Annotated in this window: 10 protein-coding genes; 1 reads left to right on the top strand and 9 read right to left on the bottom strand. The window is 51.3% G+C overall.

The features are described from left to right. The first annotated feature begins 542 nt into the window (after positions 1-542). Positions 543-2,060, top strand: a complete 1,518-nt coding sequence (locus tag MKQ68_RS03340; RefSeq protein WP_264282074.1) for a malate:quinone oxidoreductase — start codon at positions 543-545, stop codon at positions 2,058-2,060. 360 nt (positions 2,061-2,420) lie between these two features. Here the strand turns inward: MKQ68_RS03340 and MKQ68_RS03335 are convergent, their stop codons facing one another. The 9 genes from MKQ68_RS03335 to MKQ68_RS03295 all read right to left on the bottom strand — a co-directional run bounded on the left by MKQ68_RS03335 (position 2,421) and on the right by MKQ68_RS03295 (position 18,850). Continuing rightward, positions 2,421-5,408 (bottom strand): glycosyl hydrolase, encoded by a 2,988-nt coding sequence (locus tag MKQ68_RS03335; RefSeq protein WP_264282073.1) that lies wholly within the window; start codon positions 5,406-5,408, stop codon positions 2,421-2,423. Between the two features lie 11 nt (positions 5,409-5,419). Next, on the bottom strand, positions 5,420-7,696 hold the full coding sequence (locus MKQ68_RS03330; RefSeq protein ID WP_264282072.1) for an alpha-L-rhamnosidase-related protein: 2,277 nt from the start codon (positions 7,694-7,696) through the stop codon (positions 5,420-5,422). A gap of 56 nt (positions 7,697-7,752) precedes the next feature. Next, positions 7,753-9,477: a RagB/SusD family nutrient uptake outer membrane protein gene (locus MKQ68_RS03325; protein ID WP_264282071.1), complete on the bottom strand. Its 1,725-nt coding sequence runs from the start codon at positions 9,475-9,477 to the stop codon at positions 7,753-7,755. A 21-nt stretch (positions 9,478-9,498) separates the two neighbouring features. Continuing rightward, complete coding sequence (locus tag MKQ68_RS03320; RefSeq protein WP_264282070.1) at positions 9,499-12,819, bottom strand: TonB-dependent receptor; 3,321 nt, start codon at positions 12,817-12,819, stop codon at positions 9,499-9,501. Positions 12,820-13,048: 229 nt separating this feature from the next. Next, positions 13,049-14,215, bottom strand: coding sequence for a FecR family protein (locus MKQ68_RS03315; RefSeq protein WP_264282069.1), 1,167 nt, complete (start codon positions 14,213-14,215; stop codon positions 13,049-13,051). A gap of 82 nt (positions 14,216-14,297) precedes the next feature. Next, complete coding sequence (locus MKQ68_RS03310; RefSeq protein WP_264282068.1) at positions 14,298-14,864, bottom strand: RNA polymerase sigma-70 factor; 567 nt, start codon at positions 14,862-14,864, stop codon at positions 14,298-14,300. Positions 14,865-15,010: 146 nt separating this feature from the next. Further along, positions 15,011-16,567, bottom strand: a complete 1,557-nt coding sequence (locus MKQ68_RS03305) for a PKD-like family lipoprotein (protein WP_264282067.1) — start codon at positions 16,565-16,567, stop codon at positions 15,011-15,013. 26 nt (positions 16,568-16,593) lie between these two features. Further along, positions 16,594-17,418 (bottom strand): DUF4843 domain-containing protein, encoded by an 825-nt coding sequence (locus tag MKQ68_RS03300; RefSeq protein WP_264282066.1) that lies wholly within the window; start codon positions 17,416-17,418, stop codon positions 16,594-16,596. 34 nt (positions 17,419-17,452) lie between these two features. Then, positions 17,453-18,850: a RagB/SusD family nutrient uptake outer membrane protein gene (locus MKQ68_RS03295; RefSeq protein WP_264282065.1), complete on the bottom strand. Its 1,398-nt coding sequence runs from the start codon at positions 18,848-18,850 to the stop codon at positions 17,453-17,455. Positions 18,851-18,859 lie beyond the last annotated feature (9 nt).

The raw sequence follows: 18,859 nt of genomic DNA, 5'->3' as shown, positions 1-18,859 counted from the left end.
ACCGCATTGTTTAGGCTCACTACACACAATGCCTTGAAAATCAGCACCTAGAGTTCGACCATTGAAAATCATCTACCTAACCTTAGTATTTGTTAAAATTTATCAACCATCAGTCAAAATTCATTAATAATTATAAAATATATTGGTGAACTCCCTAATGAGTATTAATTTTGCGGTTCCAAGGCTTTTTATCACCAACCATCGTTGAAAAAACCTGGAATTTTCACTTTAGATTTAAAATATTGCAATTTATAATGCATCGGTTTTCAAAATAGTATTCCTTCAACCGACATTTTGCATCCCATTATAGATGGTTTTGCAACTTTTCGGAAGAAATGAAAGTTGGTGTCGAAAGGACACATTTCATTCTTTATTTGTTCCACGCATATGACACGTTAGGAAAAATTGAACTGAAAGGTAATTGGCAGGTGGCCGGCAACGGCCTCACGCACTGAAATCGAACAACGCAGCGCCGGAATCGGCAAAGCAGAGCAGGAAAAAGCATGGCACAATATTTTGGAGAAATAATTATTTAATTGATCATGAGTATTGACACGAACGCAGGTAGGGACGAAGCTGATGTAGTATTGATCGGCGCAGGCATCATGAGCGCAACGCTTGGCATGATGCTGAAAGAACTGGAACCCGGTATTTCGGTACAGGTTTTCGAACGACTCGATGTAGCCGCAGCCGAAAGCTCTGATGCCTGGAACAACGCCGGCACGGGCCACTCCGCCTTCTGCGAACTGAACTACACCCCGCAGGCCAAAGACGGTTCCGTAGAGATCAAAAAGGCAGTGAAAATTGCCGAATCTTTCGAACAGTCCAAGCAGTTCTGGGCCTATCTGATCGAAAGCAATCACATCTCCCTCCCCGAATCCTTTATCCGCCGTACGCCGCACATGAGTTTCGTATGGGGAGAAGATGGGGTAGATTTCCTCAAAAAGAGACACGAAGCGCTTACTTCATGTCACCTCTTTGCCGACATGAAGTACTCCGAAGATCAGCAGCAGCTGGCTTCCTGGATGCCTATCGTCATGCAGGGGCGTGATCCTCAACAGAAGGTAGCCGCCACCCGCATGGAAATCGGCACCGACGTGAACTTCGGCTCCCTCACCCGTCACATCTTCGAAAGAATGAAGCAGGACGATAAGGTGTCGCTCTTCTTCAACCACGACGTAAAAACACTGCGCCAGAAAGATGGCCATTGGTATATTGAGGTGAAAGACCTCGCCACCGGTAAACGCAGGCTGGTAAAATCCCGCTTCGTATTTATCGGCGCCGGCGGCGGCTCCCTTCCCCTGTTGCTCAAATCCAGGATCCCCGAAAGCAAGGGCTTTGGCGGTTTCCCGGTGAGCGGACAGTGGCTCAAATGTAAAAACCCGGAACTGGTGGAAAAGCACTATGCCAAAGTGTATGGTAAAGCGCCCATCGGCTCCCCTCCCATGTCGGTACCACACCTGGATACCAGGATCATCAAAGGCAAAAAGGAACTGCTGTTCGGCCCCTACGCCGGCTTCACGACCAAGTTCCTGAAAAAGGGCTCGTTCCTCGACCTGATCCTCAGCATCCGTTTCGCCAACATCCGCCCGATGCTTTCCGCCGGCGCACATAACCTGCCGCTCACGAAGTACCTCATTGACCAGGTACGCCAGTCGCCCGAGGACCGCCTCGAAGCCCTGCGTGACTTCCTGCCCGACGCCAAACTGGAAGACTGGGAACTGGAAGTGGCCGGCTACCGTGTACAGGTGATCAAAAAGGACGAAGAAGAAGGTGGCATCCTGGAATTCGGCACCGAAGTGGTAAGTGCGGCAGATGGCAGCATCGCCGCCCTGCTTGGCGCATCACCGGGAGCTTCTACCTCCGTATCCATCATGCTCGACCTCATGAACAAATGTTTCCCTCAGCAAATGAAGTCAGCCCAATGGCAGGCCAAACTGAAGGAAATGATCCCATCCTACGGTCAGTCGCTCGCATCCGATCCCGCCCTGTGCGATAACCTCCGTGAATGGACCGGCCGGGTACTCAAGATCGAAGAGAGCAAGCCAGTAAACGCATAACTTTTAAGATGGTTATATTTAGAAAGCCGTACCGTAAGGTGCGGCTTTTTTTGCGAAGATACAACCGCTTTTGCCGTTTCGAACAGCACCTGTCGCCATGTGTCGCCTGATGTCGTAACTACCGCGAAATGTCGCAATTGTCGCCTTTTTTAAACCGCCGGGAAATAGCAAGTCAGGTACGGATAGTCGCACGCGTTATGGTAATACTGCATCATAAAAAAATACCTTAGCACTACATTTAGGCTGTGTTTAAGTTATGTTAGCGTTATGCGAGAGTTACCTGAGAGTTATATGAGAGTTATCTGAGAGTTATCCAGCCCCTCCCGGAACCCGAAAATCACGCTCCATCCTGATACTATTTTATCTCAAATGCAACTTCACCGGCCCGAGTAAACCTGATGTCCGCAGCGGGTCGTCCGCTTTGAACTTTTGGACGTTGGTGCGGGTAAAACGCTTCGCTGCGGGCAGGCGCTGATCGCCGATAATGCGGTTCGGCCAGAGGTTCACGACTTTGATCTCGATGTTGTTTTCGCCGGGTTGCAGGTAGCTGGTGACGTCGGCGATAAACGGATGCGTCCACCATACGCCGGCAGAGCGGCCATTGATCGTTACTTCGGCGATGTTAGCCACCTCGCCCAGGTCGAGGAAGATGCTTTTATTGGTGGGTGACAGGGTAAATTTTTTACTATAGATGGCGGTGCCGGAGTAGTATTTAATTCCCTCGTCTTTGTGATCGGTCCATGACATCAGCTGGTGGAAGATCGTTTGTTCCGGGCCGCCCCAGGCTTTGTCGAAACGAACCGTCCAGGGGCCATCGATGATTTGTGCGCTCACCTGGTGGTCGGCGCTGTGTGTTTTGCCATCGCTGCCTGTCCACACATACCGCCCGTTCGCTGTCCACAACATACGGCCGTTCTCCATGGCGATAAAGGGCGCTGTGTCGAAAGTGTCTGCAGGTAAAGCCGGAAACAGTTCTTTGCCATCCTTTTGCAGCTGCACCATGTGCGCGCCGGCCTTTTTCCGGAACACGACGAACGTTGATCCGAACGGATCGAGGAACAATGGCATTTGCACGCGGCCGTCGCGGGTGGTGTACAAAGGTTGTGATATTATGGTGCCCTTGTCAGCGTCCCAAAGCTCGGGCTGTCGGTCGTTTACACGGAATGATACGTTTACGTATTCCGGCCGCTCGTTCCGGTTTACGACATAGTAAATCTCGGCATCAGGTGTACTGCGGTGTATGTAATCAATGAGCGTATGGGGTTTGCGGCCCTCGTAAGTAAAGTCCGGCTGAATGTTTTTGGCGAGCAGTGTTTCGCGGATGCTGCGATCGTTGCGCACAGACTTCCATACTTCGTCTGCCAGCGGGCGAATGTCTTTAGCCGTATTTCTTAAACCTGCAGCCGATTTAGGTTTGGGGCCGATGATCGTGGCACCCTGCCGCACCATCGATGCCAGTTTCGCCAACACTTCCGGCGTAATTACTTCCCAATCGGGCAGCACGAGAACGGCATATGACATGCCATCGGGCAATACGATACGACCGTCCTTCACCTGCATGCGATGTAAGATCACATCGGTGTTACACACATCATAGTCATATCCTTCACCCAGCTGCGGATCAATATGTTTTAGCGGCACCTGGTTAGGTACATTATCGCCGTAATAGTAACACACATCACCCACGAACAAACCACGGGACAGCATATACGACACGCGCGTATTCCATCGCAGGAATGCGGGCGCCTGTGCCCACCAGGTGACGTTGGGGTTAAAGTGTGTACCGGCAAAATATTCGTTACCGGGTTTGCCCGCTTCTTCCGGCGAATGTGTGAAGGTGTGGATCACCAGGCGGTTCAGGCCTTCGCAATACACACGGTCAAGCGTGGGTTTCATGTAATAAAAATCTTCTTCCCAATGCGGACCAATGCTCGTCGGTCCCTCTGCCTGTGCGAACTGTTTACCGTAAATATGGGCGGCAGATGCAGGCTGCTTTACATACAGGCGGCGATGTGCTTCCACGCGATGGGTATTTGCCCTTATCCAGAACTCACCCATCGGCACAGCGTTTAATCCAAGGTTCTTCAAAGCGTCTACCGGCGCGGGATGTGGCCCGCCGCTTTCGGAATGGATACCCATGCCGTCTTTAGCGGCCAGGTCGGCAAAACGTTGGTAATGGTTGGTGTAAATCAGGTCTGCGATCGTACGGCGAAAGTCGAACAGGAAGTTGTTGGACACATCACGGTTACCCAGGATGCGGCCGGTAAGCACGGGCAGGTACTTGTAGATGTCATAACCATTAGCTGCTTTGAAGGCCTCCGCAAAAGTCGGCGTCCAGTTGCTGGCACCAAGCTCCCAGCTATCGTCGTGCAGGTATTTGAGACTGTTGGCTTTTTTGCCGCGCGTGAGTACCCCTACTGTCTTAAAATATTGCAGGTCCATCGCTTCGCGGCTCATATAATCGATCGCGAGGCCGCCGCCCCCTGGGCTGTGCGTGGATACATGAATGCCCGTAGGCGTATATCCAAACCGCATCAGTAAATATCTACCCGCCGGTGCCTGCCAGCGAATGCGGCCCTGTGCATCTACCTTATCGCTTACATCCGTCACATCTTCCACATCCGCATGCGCCTCATGCGCGGGCGATGCTTCGGGTTTCATAAAAATATTCCAGTCGTACCCTAAACCACTTTTTGTAAACGGAATGCTGTAAATGCTATGCACCGCTTTGATCTCGAAGTTTTCCAGCCGCTGCACCTTTTCATATTGATCGTGCAACTTCACGGCCAGCGTAACGATGGGCCGATAATGTACCCGTTTGTTTTCATCGGTGAACAACTTAGCCGGCATGGCCAGTTGCATATCGATCGTACGCGCGCCTTCCACCAACGTATCGCTCCACACCAGTTTCTGCGAGGCCAGTTCGGGCGTCACCCAGGGACCGCCATCGTTCCAGCCGCTGCCGATGTTGAGGCTCAGTTCCATATTGAGGCTGTCGGCGATCTTACAGGTATGATGGAACAATGCCTGCCACTCCGGCCCCATGAACGAAGGGCCGCTGGCGGTTTTCTCCATATTTTTATAAGATGAGGAGCCTGCATCAAAGATGATGGCGCCTTGAATGCCGGCGGCCTTCATCGCGATCAGATCTGCCCCGATCCCTTTTTTGCTTTGATTGCCTTCGAGCCACCACCAGAATACACGGGGCTTTGCTTCGTCGGGCGGATTAATAAACCCGGCTTCTAATGTATTAGCAGCAGCGGGTTTTACAGGAAGTTGCCTGGGGTGTGAACATGCGGCACATAGACCGATGAGCAATGCTCCGGCCAGTCGTTTATTCATCAGCATAAACAATTACATTAACGTGGACCTACAGATAATTTATAAGCGCCGCCACCAGCAATGGTGACGATATATTCGCCGTTCTTCTTCACCGGTTTGATGCGTTCTTCGCCCAGGTACACCTCGAACCGGCCGCGGGCGAAGGCGGCAGGCAACACAACTTGCGCGGTGGCATTGGCCGGCAGCGTCAACGTCATCAGGAAATCCTCCTCTTTCTTTTCATACTGCGCAATGATTTTTCCTTTGATCGTGGGTACGGTGATGATAGCGAATTGCAGGCTGCTGGTTTGTGGTTTGATGCGATACACCTCCCAGCCGGGCGTTAACGGTTCGATACCCATTAGTTTACGACTGATGATATTGATCGGCACCGCACCCCAGGCATGGTTCCAATCCTGGTTCGGCTTGTATTTGTTACCCCAGGCTTCCATCGCCATTGTACTTCCTTCGCGGATCATATTGTACCAGCTGCGGTCGGCGGTGGAGGTGAGCAGTTGTAAGCCATACGCTTCGTCGTTGCCATCGTACACCGCATCCATCAGGAACTGGCTGCCGTACACACTACAGGCCATACCACGGGAGCGGATGAACGAGGCTACATCGTCCTTGTATCTATCTTCCACCAGTCCAAAGGCCAGCGCAAACATATTCGTATGCAGCGAGGCATGTAAGGTGTCCGGCGCATCCATGAACACGCGTTGTTTGCGGTCCCAGAATTGTTTGCGGTAATCGTCTTTCAGCTTATCCGCCTTCGTCTCAAAAAGTTTAGCGTCTGCATCGCGGTTAAGCGTGGCAGCAATCGACTGCATATCCCGCAAAGCCTTATAGTAGTAAGCGTTCACCACCGCGTTGTAATCACGGAACACGAAGCCGTCCGTCTCCCCACCTTCTGACTTAGCCAGGCCTAAGATGCCCGTATGTGGCCAGTCCACAATATCCCTCAATAACCCGCCATTAAAATGAATGGCTTTCATAAGGGCAGGATTTTGTTTGCCGGTACGGGTGCTGATCAGGCCATTCGGCATTTCCAGCGGCATCAATAGTTTCGCCTTCAGGTCGTTATAGAAGTGGCGGGCCGACCGGCTGTCGCCCGTGTATAGGTAATCGTTATACGCCATCAGCACCGATTGTAAGATCCACTCCGTTGGCCAGGTAGCGTGATGCAACAGGTATTCCTGCGACGCTCGTGCCAGCGTATACTCGCGATCGGCAGCATAATAGCCTAACTGGTTGATGTACGCATCTGCTTCATACGGAATACGCTCACGATCGCCATCAACGAATATACCGGCGAAGGACGTGGCTTTCATCGTATAATAACACATGTCCCACACCTGGTTCAGGATGCTGTCGGAACTATGAAAGGAAGCCGCCGTTTCATCAAACGGGTAATTCACCGCCGTTCGCACGATCTGCGTTTCTTCCATCGGCTGCCCATACTTCCGCAACTCACAGTACCGGAAAGGCAACACCTCGCCGATGTAACCCGGCATCAATACCGCCTGCGGACCCGTATTCCGCGCATCCTTGCGAATGTTTACATAATACGTGTGTGTACCCGGCCGCAAAGGCAACCGGTACCGCTGGTAGCGGATCGTACCACCTGGCCGGCGATTGATCGTACCCCAGGCAGTAATCGCTTCACCCAGGTGCACTTCCACGGTATCGCGTGTGCCCGTACCCGTTAATTCCAGCTTTAACTGACCAAAAGCCGCTTTGCCAAAGTCTGCAAACACCATCGTATCACTTACTGAAAACCGCTCAGGGAACTGGTCGGTTTTCTGCAATGGGTACTGGGTGGTGGCATAGTCGGCCAGCAGCGTGTCGGTAAAAAATGCAGCAGGCTCGGAGAAGGCACTTTGCGCGCTGTTTTTATCCCATACCATTACTTTCCAATAGTAGAGCGTATGCGCACGTAATGGTTTACCGAAATACAATACCGCATTAGATCGTGGCGACAACACCTTGCGGGAATCCCACATGTTACCGGTATTTTTCGCGAGGCTGTCAGGATGATCGGCTACCAGGATGCGGTAGGCGCTTTGCATCGTATTGTTTTTTACGGAGGTCAGCATCCAGCTGAAAGCCGGGCGGGCATTACGGATGCGGACGGAGTTAGTGGCGAGAAAGGCTGCCTTGCTCCACTCTGGCTGGGCCAGGTAACCATTTACAGACTGGTAGCCGCCATTCGCGATCAGGTCACACATCAGGCCATCAGGGGTGAACAACGTTTGCGCTTTTGCAACTGTCACAATACCAATCAGGAAAAACAGGATCAATACTCTTCTAAGCATGTCGTCAAAATAGTTAAAAAGCCGGGGCCTGCCAAGACCCCGGACTTCTGAAGTAGTTAGCGTTTCCAACCGTCGTTCTGATCCAGCGGTTCGTCTTTATTCGTATCTATCACCGTTTGCGGAATGGGCCACAGGTTGTAGTTAAAAGTAAGCGTAGCCTGCGCTTCCGGCCAGTAGGCATATTTGCGGATACGATCTACAGCAATAGTGCCACCCATACGCAACAACGTGTTCCAGCGACATTCTTCGTAGATCAATTCCCTGGCACGCTCATCCAGTATCGTGTTGAAATTATCGTCCATATCGGCGGCCGACACCATGTACGTACATTGTGCGCGGGTGCGCAGCAGGTTGATATCAGCAGCTGCACCGGGCTTATCGCCGTTACGCTGTTTGGCTTCTGCACGTAACAGGATCGTTTCGGAGAGGCGGATAAAATAGTCATCGCGGAACAAGTTACTCATGTTCTCTCCATCAGCCACACCTGTATATTTATCGGTCGCAATTTTGCAGGAAACCGGGTAACACAGGCTGCGGTTATTCATATTGGTGGTCGCATTCGCACTGCCGTAGTACATTACATCCCATGGGATAGGCACGCCGAAGTAAGGCGATGAGGCCACATTGCCCCGGAATACACGGCGGAAAACGATATCGGTATTACGCATATCACCGCTGAATGCGCCGTTATAAATATCGTCGCGGGTATACATCGTAGGCATCATGAACGATACGCCACGTCCGCCTACATCAGGACCAGTGCCGGTAAGATGGTCCTTGGCACCATCGCGGAACACGGGGCTGTATGCGCGGGAGTAAGGAAGCTTCGATTTGCCGTCCTCCGTGCGGTAAGCCGCATAATCAATTTGCAGGCCCCACACACATTCCTTATTACCATCCTGGTAGTTCACGTTGTTTTCCTGGAAAAGATCCCAGTATACATTGCCCTGTGCTTCTGTTCTGCGGGAGCCAAAGCGGGCGTTCATCAGCGAATACGTACCACCGTCGATTACTTTATTGGCATAGGCGATGGACTGCGTGAACGCCGTCGTTGCTTCTGCGGCCCTGCCCTCTTCTTTTAGCTGCGTGCCCAGTGCCAGATATAATTCGGCCAGGTTATGTTGTGCAGCACCTCTTACGACTCTACCGCCACGGGTGGTGGTTTCTGGCAGGTCATTCTCGATCGCCAGCAGTTCATCAATGGCGAACTGGTAGGTTTCTATGCGGGTACTACGTTTGAAATCAAAACGGGGTGTGTTGAAAATTTCGGTCACCAGGGGAACGCCTCCAAACAACTCGCCGAGGTTACGATAAGCGAACGCGCGAAAGAAACGCGCCTGTGCTTTAACATAGGCCTTTTCTGCATCAGACGCCCAGGTGATATGTGACAAGTCGGCCGCGTACAATGCCATATTAGCTTTGGATATCAGCTGGTACCAGGTGCTGTAACAGTTGAAGAACACCGCATTCTCCGCGTTGATGTTACCATAGTTATTGAAGGAACTGCCTCTGCGGATGCTGGGCACATCATACATATCCGTACCATTACCGCGGAACACCATGATCCAGCCTTCTTCTGCCGGATTCGCCCAAAGGTCGCGCAGTTGTGAGTATACAGATACCAACACCTGGTCTACCTGCGAAGAGGTAGAAAACGCATTGTCCACTGTATAAAAAGTAGCAGGTCGTTCCCGCAGAAAATCCATATCTGATTTACAGGCGGACACTGTAGCCATCGACAGTAACAGCGCCCATTTCATCTTATATATCGTGTGTTTCATGTTGATCTGATTTGTAGGTGATTAGAAGCTGATGTTTGCGCCAAAGGAATACGTGCTGGGCACGGGGAAAGTATTCTCCCGTACAGGCGTACCTGTTTCCGGATCGCCGCCAAACCAGTTGGTGAAGGTGGCCAGGTTCTTGGCACTCACGAAAAACTTCGCGGAGTTGAGGCGCAATGGCGTCAGCAAACTTTGTTTCAGGCGATACGACAAGGTAACATCCTGCAAACGCACGAACGTACGGCTTTGCAGTCCGAGGAAGCGGCCATCACCGGAAAAGAAGGCAGATGGATAGGTATTGCTTTTGTTTTCGGGCGTCCAGTAAGGCTTGGACGTCATGTTATCGTTAAAGCGGCTGGTACCGGATGTGAGGTAAGCAGCGGCGTTCGACCTTTTATAATAACCATTACCGCCGAAGTTGCCGGAGACCATCACATACAGGTCAAATTCCTTGTAATTAACCGTATTGCTCATGCTCAGGCGGAAATTATCCTGGGCGTAGCCGAGTATTTTACGGTCGGTAGCGCTGATGCCGGGCGTTTTATCAAAATCGCGGTACATCGGCGAACCCGGCGCGGCGCCGGTGAGGCGGGTGTAAGTGGTATCACTTTCCTGAACGATACCGATTTGTTCATAGCCATAGATAGCGTAGAGTGGCTGACCGATGAACAGGCCGCTGGACACGTCATCGTCTTCTTTACCATCGCCATCCCTGTCTTCACCATACAGCTTCACCAGTTTGTTGCGGTTCAGCCAGAAAGTTGCTGCGGTAGTCCAACCCCAATCCGAATGTTTAACGTTTACGGAACGTACCGTTATTTCAACGCCCTTATTATCTACCTGGCCCATGGAGGTGCGCATGGTCTTAAAACCAGTCATCACCGGGATGTTGCGGGTAAAGAGCTGGTCGGTAGTTTTACCTTTATACATATCGAGATCTACGAACAGGCGTTCGTTAAACCAGGAAGATTCGAACCCCGCGTTCCAGGACTCTGTTGTTTCCCAACCGAGGTCGGAGTTGCCGAGGTCGCGCTGGAAGAGGCCATAAAACATCTGGCTACCTGTATTTGAGAACTGGTAACGCACACCGCCCGACGCACCGTTGCCAACGGTCGACAGGGTACCATAGGGGCCGATGCCCTGGTTACCATTCTGGCCCCAGGAAAACTTCAGTTTCAGGTGATTGAGATAGTGCAGGTTTTTCATGAACGCCTCCTCGGTAATACGCCAGGCCACGCCCACAGCGGCAAAATCTGCCCACTTGTTATTCGCTCCGAATACAGAAGCCCCATCGCGACGGAAAGACCCGGTGAGGAAATAGCGATTGTTGTAATTGTAGTTACCGCGTATGAGGTAACCGATATTGGCGCGTTCCCATATATCTACTGTTGCGCGCTGCACGGTTGCCGTCTGCAAACCATACATACCTAACGCTGTATTACCATTCGCCTGGAAGTCGGAGCCGGTTGAGTTTTCCGACTCGTACTTAAAGTAATCGCGTGTATACACTGCCGTTGCATCAACACTGTGTTTACCAAATGTTTTGCGGTAGTTGAGGATGTTATCGATTACGTAGCTGTAATTGCTGTAGTTATTGATATTGCCGTTCGCCCTCGACAGGAAGCCCTGTACGGTAGACGGCGAATAACGGCCAATGCCTTCTCCTTCCTGGACAAAGTTAGTCTCGTAATAGAAGTTGCCCGACCTGTCTTTATCCAGGTTCAGCGCCAGGTTAGCACGATAGCTCAACCCATCGATCCACGGCACTTTCACCAGCGCATGGGCATTCAGGCGGAAGTTGTTGCCGATGTCCATGTTGTCGCGGGTACCATCCTGCACACCCCACAGCGGATTGATGGCCGCCTGTGTATACGGGTACTTTTCTAGATTACCGAGGCTGTCGCGGTACATTACACCGTACGGCGACATCATCTGCGCCTCGCCTATATTGGCAGCCACCCCGGAATAGTCACGTTTGGTATAGCTACCATCCGCCCCTACTTCCAGCCAGGAAGTAATGTTCATATTCAGCTTCGCGAGCAGGGAAACACGTTTAAAGTCATCTCCTTTAATGATGCCTTTATTCTGATCGAAGGAAGTAGAGAGGTAATAGTTCGTTTGCTGTGTAGCGCCTGAAACAGCCGCCTGGTAGCTCTGGATAATACCGGTACGGGTAACTTCATCCAGCCAAACGGTTTCTTTGCCGGCAGCCCGGTTGGCCAGTTCTCCCGCCTTCAGCCAGTTGGTAGAACCGGGAGCGTAGCGGTTACGGGCGTTCACCACTTCCAGCCACTCTTCGCCCCTCATCATCTCCGGCTCATTTTGCCAGGTCTGGAAGCCGGTAGAAGTGTTAAATGAAATGGATGGCTTACCGATACGACCTTTTTTGGTGGTGATGGCAATTACGCCGTTCGCAGAACGGGAACCGTAAGCCGCAGCAGACGTAGCATCTTTCAATATATCAAAGCTGGCGATGTCGTTAGGGTTGATATCACCGATGCTGCCCAGGAATACTACACCGTCCAGGATAATCATCGGATCATTATTACCGCTGATCGAGTTCTGCCCGCGAATGACCATAGAAGGTTGTCCACCGGCGGAGTTGGTCGCACCGATGCTCAGGCCCGATACGTTGCCTTTCAGTACTTCCAGCGCGTTCATATTGGGCAGACTGGCGAGCGGCGAACCTTCCATTTTCACAGAGCTTACCGAACCGGTAAAGTCCTGGCGGCGCGCCGTACCATAACCGATTACCACGAGGTTATCGAGCGTAGTTGCTTCTTCTTTTAATACGATCACCACGTTTGCGGGATCGGAGGGCGTAATCGTTTGCAGTTTGTAGCCCAGCATACTTACTTCCAGCACGACTTCCGTACCATCGGGAATGGTAAAAGAGAATTCGCCCTTTGCATCGGACGTAGCGCCTTTCGTGCTGTTTTTCAGCTTTACGCTGGCGCCGGGCAAGGGTTCGCCTTTTTCGCTGGTGATACGACCTTTGATCGTGATCACCACTGGCGCGGCAGCGGCCCTCGGCGTGGGGCCCGGGTCTGTCTTTTTACGGGCCACCACTGTTTTATCAATAATTGCATAGTTAAAGGGCTGGCCAGTAAAACAGGCGTCCAGCGCTTCCTGCAACGTAGCGTTCTGTAAATTGAGAGATACCTTGCGGGCGTCTTTGATCAGTCTTTCATTAAAAAAGAAGTGATACCCGCTTTGTTTACCCAGCTGGGCAAACACCTTGTCCAGCGAGCCGTTTTTAACCTGCAGCGTAATCTGCTGGCTAAAGCCTTCTGCTTTTAACTGGAGTAAGGCAACAAGCAACAAAATCGTTGTGAGCTTCATAACCAAGATCGTTTTTCCGGATGGCCGCCATCTTTGCAACAGCAGCGCAGCGCGGCCCTTTTCAGTGGAATTGCCGAATTTAAATTTCATAACTTAGTGGTTTGTTGGGGATGCTCCCCTGTTCTACGGTTGTTGAATTGGCTGTAAATACGGGTGTTCTCATCGTGCCGGCAGTACCCCCGTACTTCCGGCTTTTTTGTCTTACCCGTTTATGGTAGATATTGATTGATTACTGTTCTATGATTACTTGCCTGCTGCGTATAGTCGCTTTTACGTCGCTGTATACCATGATATCTAAAAACTGTGTCAGGTTTACGTTTCGGGGCAGTGTACCGCTGAATATCTCATCGGGCGCACCTTTGGGATAAAGTACTTCTATATCGTACCATCGCTCTGCCTGCCGCATCACCGAGCCAATGTCTGCCTGTGTAAATTTGAAATAGCCATCCTTCCAGGCCGTTACACCCTCCAGGTCTTCGGGTCTCGTCACTTCTATGATCTTACCCATCGCGGCTCTTTGTCCCGGTTGCAATTGCTTGCGCTCTTCCTGGCGGGATACGATTACAGCGCCGTTCAGCAGCGTGGTGGTGGCAGCGCCTTCATTGTCATAAGCGTTGATATTGAACCGCGTTCCCAATACCGTGACTACGCCTTTCTCCTCGCCGGTTTCGCTCATTATTTGTACGACAAAAGGGTTGGCTGCGTTCGCCGCTACTTCGAAATACACTTCGCCGGAGATCTTCACCTTTCGCTCCTTTTTACCGAAAGAGACGGGGTAAGTTACGGCAGATGCAGCATTCAGCCATACCCTGGAGCCATCGGGTAATACTACCTGGTACTGTCCGCCCCGTGGTGTGCGCATCGTGTTGTACATATTTTCTGCGGCGGCGCCCTGCTGCTCGTACACCAGGCGGCCGTTGGATTGTTTGGTCACATTCGTACCACCCTGCTGCCCTACCAGTCCATTGGCGGTGCTGTCCAGCTCCACTATGCTGCCGTCGGCCAATGTCAGCAAGGCACGGTTACGACCGGGTTGGATGTCGGTGTTGGGTGACGTGGCGCTGGCCACCTGACCGGAAGGTGGTAGTTTTTTTTTGCCCTGGAAGTAGAAGATGCCGGCGGCGAAGCTTAACATACAGGCGGCTGCGGCCCACCAGGAGAGTTTCTTTACGACACCGCTGCGGCGTTTTCGCACTTGTGGCAGCAGCTGCTCCAGTGCCGCCGCCTTGCCCTGCTCTGTGAATGCCGCGGCATCCCAGGCCTGGTGCATGAAGGCCGTCCAGGCAGCACGGCGGCCCGGCTCCTGCAATGCAGTCCATAGCTGATCGAACTCCTGTTTCGTGAGTTCGTTCGCCACGTATTTTTCCATGAGTGATTGAAAATCCGCTTCTTTCATAACGTACAAGCTGGCCTGTAATATAAAGACCGCTGAAAAAGCAGAAAGGAAGTGCCGGGATAAAAATATTTTTTCCGGTCTTTTAGAACAGCCAGAATAAGGCCTGTTCGCGCAGGTATTTCCGCAGGAAAGAAATGGACCGGACGATGTAATCTTTCACCGCCGCGCGGCTTACCCCCATCCGGGCGCTGATCTCTTCATGACTTAGCCCACCTTCCCGGCTTAACCGAAAGGCCTTTTGCTGCTGTGGGGGCAGGCGGCGGATGGCCGTTTCCACAAGGGAATGCAGTTCTTTGTATTCGGTGGTGCCGGTCGACGGTGCTGCCTGGCGTACACCTTGCGCGGCAACGTATTGTTGATAGGCATCTTCGAGTTTCAGGCGGCTCATCTTCTTAAAAATGAGATTACGGGCGCTGATAAAAAGGTAACTCTCCGCCTTTTCGATGGTAGCTGCCCGTTCGCGATGTTGCCATAATTGTAAGAACACCTCCTGCGCAATGTCCTGCGCTACAGGCTCGGAGCGGGTGAAGAGTAATGCCGTGGTGAACACCTTATGCCAATAACGATCGAACAGCGCACAGAAGGCAGGTTCGCTTCCGGCGGCTATTTGCGAGAGCAGCAATTGGTCGTTATAACGTGAACTGGACAAGGGATGGGCGGCTTTGGCTACCTAAACTTAGGAAATTTTATCTTACGAGGTATGCAGGAGCAGGATAGTACAGGATGCCAAGGGGTATAAAAAAAGGCATATGATGGCAAGCCATCATATGCCGGGGAACAGGTTGATCACAATAATTAGTTCAAATTGGTGTAGACTGCGTCTACCACCTTACCAAAACCAGTGAGGGTATAATAAGATACCCCTGGGGTGCCACTTATTTTTATTACATCGAGTTTTCCTGAAGTTGATGGATTAGCCGGTTCATACACGGCCACGGTAATACCGAGGATCAATGGCTCGAGATGCACTTTGTTGTAAAGGTCGGGCCGCGCCTCCACCTGGAACCAGAGTGGGGCCTGGAGTATCCTGCTTTTCAGCATCGTAATCTGCACACCACTGCCATAATCTTTGATCATTTGTAGTTCCTCGGTATCCAGGTTATAGCGGTATAGTTTGCTGCCTTTGCTGTACAGCAAATAGCCAAACTGGTGGTCCATTACAAAATTCTCTGCACCGGCGAGATCCGTCATGTTTACCTCCTTCAGCGAATCTGCGGAGAAAGTACCCGCAGTGGTAAAGGTCATCCTGGCGAGATAACGCTTGTCGGCCGCATCCTTCATGATCGCAATGGCCTGACCGGCGAACGCGGAGGTCCAGCCCATCCACACGACATCCTTATCCATATTGTTTGGATCGAAACGTTTAGGTGTAAGGGTGGTCAGGTAAGTGTTATAAAGATGCCGTACGAAACGTTTGTTGGTGGCATCATAGAAGAGCGCCACGCCACCGGTAGCCATTGCAAACGACGGTGCCACTTTGAAAGGTACTCCGCCAGACAGCCTGCTGATGGGTATGCCCCACACGTAACGCTGCGCAGGATAAGAAAAGTGGACCTCACCGTTATCGAAAGCATATACCTGCTGCGCGTAGCCACGCACCATAGAAGGCAATGCCGGTTCGCCCGTCGCCGTTTCGCTCTTGATCGAGTAAAGCGGGTTCTCCCAGGTAAAGCCATCGGTAACGTTGATTTTTTCACCGCTCAGTTCAGCGCCGATGTAAATCCACGTTTTGGCACCCGTAACACCTAACACTGTATTCGTTACCGCCTCCAGGAACTTCGGCTTACCTTTTATCTCGATAGGCTTGCCGGTAACACGGTCTTTTATCAGGCCCAGTAAATTGCGGTACTCTTTCACGTAAGTGCCCGGAGCCGCCATGTCTTCCTCGAAATAATCGAGCTTTGACTGCGCATCCACGTCAGACAATACGAACCATCCCCTTCGTTTAATCGTACCAGTGACTATGACGATAAACTTTTTCCGCCAGCTGATGCCGGTCGCCTTTTCTTTTACCGTATAATAGATGATATACTCACCTACAGTCAGCGGCAGGTCCATGTCCAGTGTTTTAGTTGAATCGAGGATCCTGAGGGTATATGCATCTACCTGGCGCGGATCGTAACAGGCCCATTGGTAAGTGTAATGGGCAGTTACCGTATCTTTTGTAAAATCCAGTTGTGGTATTACGGTAAAACGCTGCCCGATTACCAGGTTCATCGTATCCGGGATATTAGCGATAACCAGTTCGTTAATGTCTTTATAATCGTAGTTACCCAAATCTTTTTTACAGGCAGTTGCAAAGCTGATGACCAATGCCAGGCAACCGATATATCTGATCCATTTAAAATTCATGATCGCATCTTTAAAATGTAAACAACCTATTTCGCGTTCGGTCCCATTTTGATTTCTGCACCAAACTCGTCGTAGTAAATACGGCCTTCGCCTTTTTCTTTACCCAGCCAATACACCATATACTGGCTCCACACCAGGAAATAATCGAGACTGAAGCGGGCGGGAGGTGTTGGCTCGATCGTAACGGTTTCCAGCTTAACATTAAGTACATCCAGCATCAACAGCAGTTTCGTTTTGGAATACGTGCCGAAATAGCCCTCTGTGAAGGTTTTATAGGTAGGGCTTGTCCAGAGGAACGGCTTACCGGTGATGTCGTTGGCGCTTACGGCGTACGTTACCACATTTCCCTGGTAAGTGCCCGCGTAATTCATCTTTAACGGTACGTTCGTATTGAAATTACCGTTCGCCTTCAGCAAGAGCCGCAGGTCCAGCGTAGTATCTCTCATACGCTGGCTGCGAAACAGGCGAATCTGGATAGTGTCTATGTAGCGGCCGGCCTTCATCACGAAAGGCTTCATAAATTCGTAATCCACGCCCTGCTCCATGCTCGTTAAGCTGTCGATCACCTCTACTTCGTAAGTGCGATCGGTATCCGCCGCCAGGCCGGTGAACGCCACCGGCACGATAATAATGGTATCGGTGAGGGTAAGCGGCGTGTAGCCCATGGTAATGTATTTATTCTCAAATGGTGTGGACGCGTTGCGGTCCGAAAGGTTATCGAACTTTTCCTTGAAGTAAATGCTCGCGCCCTCTGTGTTTTGATTGTACAAATCGAGCCTGTCTTCGCTGCAACCTGCAAGACCGGTTGCGATCAGGCAGCTGATGAGTAAACCAGTAACAATATTTTTCATCTTATATTGATTTTAAAGACTATGATCAAATCGACTACCGCACGATGGTTTCAGACTCCGGCAGCGGGAAGCGGTAAGCACTTAACGGAATGTTCACCGTAGCCGTATTGGCACCGGCCACACTGGTAATGCCTTTGCGTTTGTAAAAGAACCACAGCTGTCCTTCGCCAAAAAACTCTTTCATATATTCCTTCCTGATCTCGTTATCGAGATTAGCAGCGCTGCCCAGGTCGGCATCATAGCCGCGGTGCGCGCGGATCGCATTGATATGTTTCAACCCTTCTGCAGGATCCGGCTCGCACTCAGCTGCGATCATATACATTTCGCTCATGCGAATCATCGGCATCATGAAACGGAAGGCGTACCTGTCTTTGAGGTTCACGTCCGAAAACTTATACAGCACCCGGAAGTTTACGCCAGTAGAAGGTAACAGCCACCAATAGGAGTAACGGAAATCTGCCTGGCTCTCGAACAAGGTTTCGAGGTAGGTGGCACTTTGCGGCGCCAGGATATTTTCTACGGTATTATCCGAAGCAAAGAAGTTCTCGAAGTTTTCGTACATGCTCCTGGAATACAGCCCGAACAACACTTCCGTAGCGAAGATACGGTCGGGATAATCGCGGTTGCTCGTTACGGCGGCTCGTGTTACCCATGGAAATTTTTCCTGCTGGGCGATCACTTCCTTTGCCGTTGCCAGCGCACCCGCCTTATCATTACGATACAATTGCATCCTTGCTTTTAACGCTTTTACGGCGAAGAGATTCATGCGGAAGTTGTTGCCATCTTTGTGGCCGTTGATCAGCACCGGATCGGCCTGTAACATTTGCTCCGCCTGGGCGATGTCGTTCATAATGAAATCCATCACTTTGTTGGCAGGCATGTATTCACCTACGTCCGCGCCTACCTTATCGTACAGCGGAATGCATAAGCCGGTGGAATCTGATACGTAACGCGGCCCCCACATCCTTAGCAGATCCGAGTACAGCAAGGCGCGCAGTGCATAAGCCTGTCCTTTAAAGTAGCTTTGTTCGGCCGGGTTAAGCTTATTGCCGTATACGGAAAAGTTGTACAGGTAGCGATTAAGGTTAGCGATACACAGGTACGACGTTTCCCAGATGGACTGCAGGTTAGCGCGCACACCATCATCGAGGTAGTTGAGCCTCGTATACTGCTGCCAGCGCGATTCGGAAGAAGTACTGTAGTAACGTTGAGAGAAGAGATCGAGTGTGGTCATGGTCATGCTGGCCCCGTACAGTTTATTATCGGCCATGAGAATGTACACGCCGTTCAGGGCAGACAAGAACCCTTCCTCGTTCGCATAAATCATATCTTCCGTAAACTTGTCTTCGGGCTGCACGTCCAGCCATTTTTTACAGGAGCTGAACATCACCAGCACCAGCACTACAAGCGTTATTTTGTTCCTGGATATCATCCGTATATA

The organism is Chitinophaga horti (assembly GCF_022867795.2).
Taxonomy (GTDB): Bacteria; Bacteroidota; Bacteroidia; order Chitinophagales; family Chitinophagaceae; genus Chitinophaga; species Chitinophaga horti.
The sequence above is the reverse complement of the archived record's forward strand: the minus strand, read 5'-3'. Positions and strand labels throughout refer to the sequence as shown.

Excerpts from the sequence above, each read along its gene's own strand:
- MKQ68_RS03295 (WP_264282065.1), bottom strand. The coding sequence starts at position 18,850 with ATGATATCCAGGAACAAAATAACGCTTGTAGTGCTGGTGCTGGTGATG.
- MKQ68_RS03300 (WP_264282066.1), bottom strand. The coding sequence starts at position 17,418 with ATGAAAAATATTGTTACTGGTTTACTCATCAGCTGCCTGATCGCAACC.
- MKQ68_RS03330 (WP_264282072.1), bottom strand. The coding sequence starts at position 7,696 with ATGCTTAGAAGAGTATTGATCCTGTTTTTCCTGATTGGTATTGTGACA.
- MKQ68_RS03315 (WP_264282069.1), bottom strand. The coding sequence starts at position 14,215 with ATGAAAGAAGCGGATTTTCAATCACTCATGGAAAAATACGTGGCGAAC.
- MKQ68_RS03305 (WP_264282067.1), bottom strand. The coding sequence starts at position 16,567 with ATGAATTTTAAATGGATCAGATATATCGGTTGCCTGGCATTGGTCATC.
- MKQ68_RS03320 (WP_264282070.1), bottom strand. The coding sequence starts at position 12,819 with ATGAAGCTCACAACGATTTTGTTGCTTGTTGCCTTACTCCAGTTAAAA.
- MKQ68_RS03340 (WP_264282074.1), top strand. The coding sequence starts at position 543 with ATGAGTATTGACACGAACGCAGGTAGGGACGAAGCTGATGTAGTATTG.
- MKQ68_RS03325 (WP_264282071.1), bottom strand. The coding sequence starts at position 9,477 with ATGAAACACACGATATATAAGATGAAATGGGCGCTGTTACTGTCGATG.
- MKQ68_RS03335 (WP_264282073.1), bottom strand. The coding sequence starts at position 5,408 with ATGCTGATGAATAAACGACTGGCCGGAGCATTGCTCATCGGTCTATGT.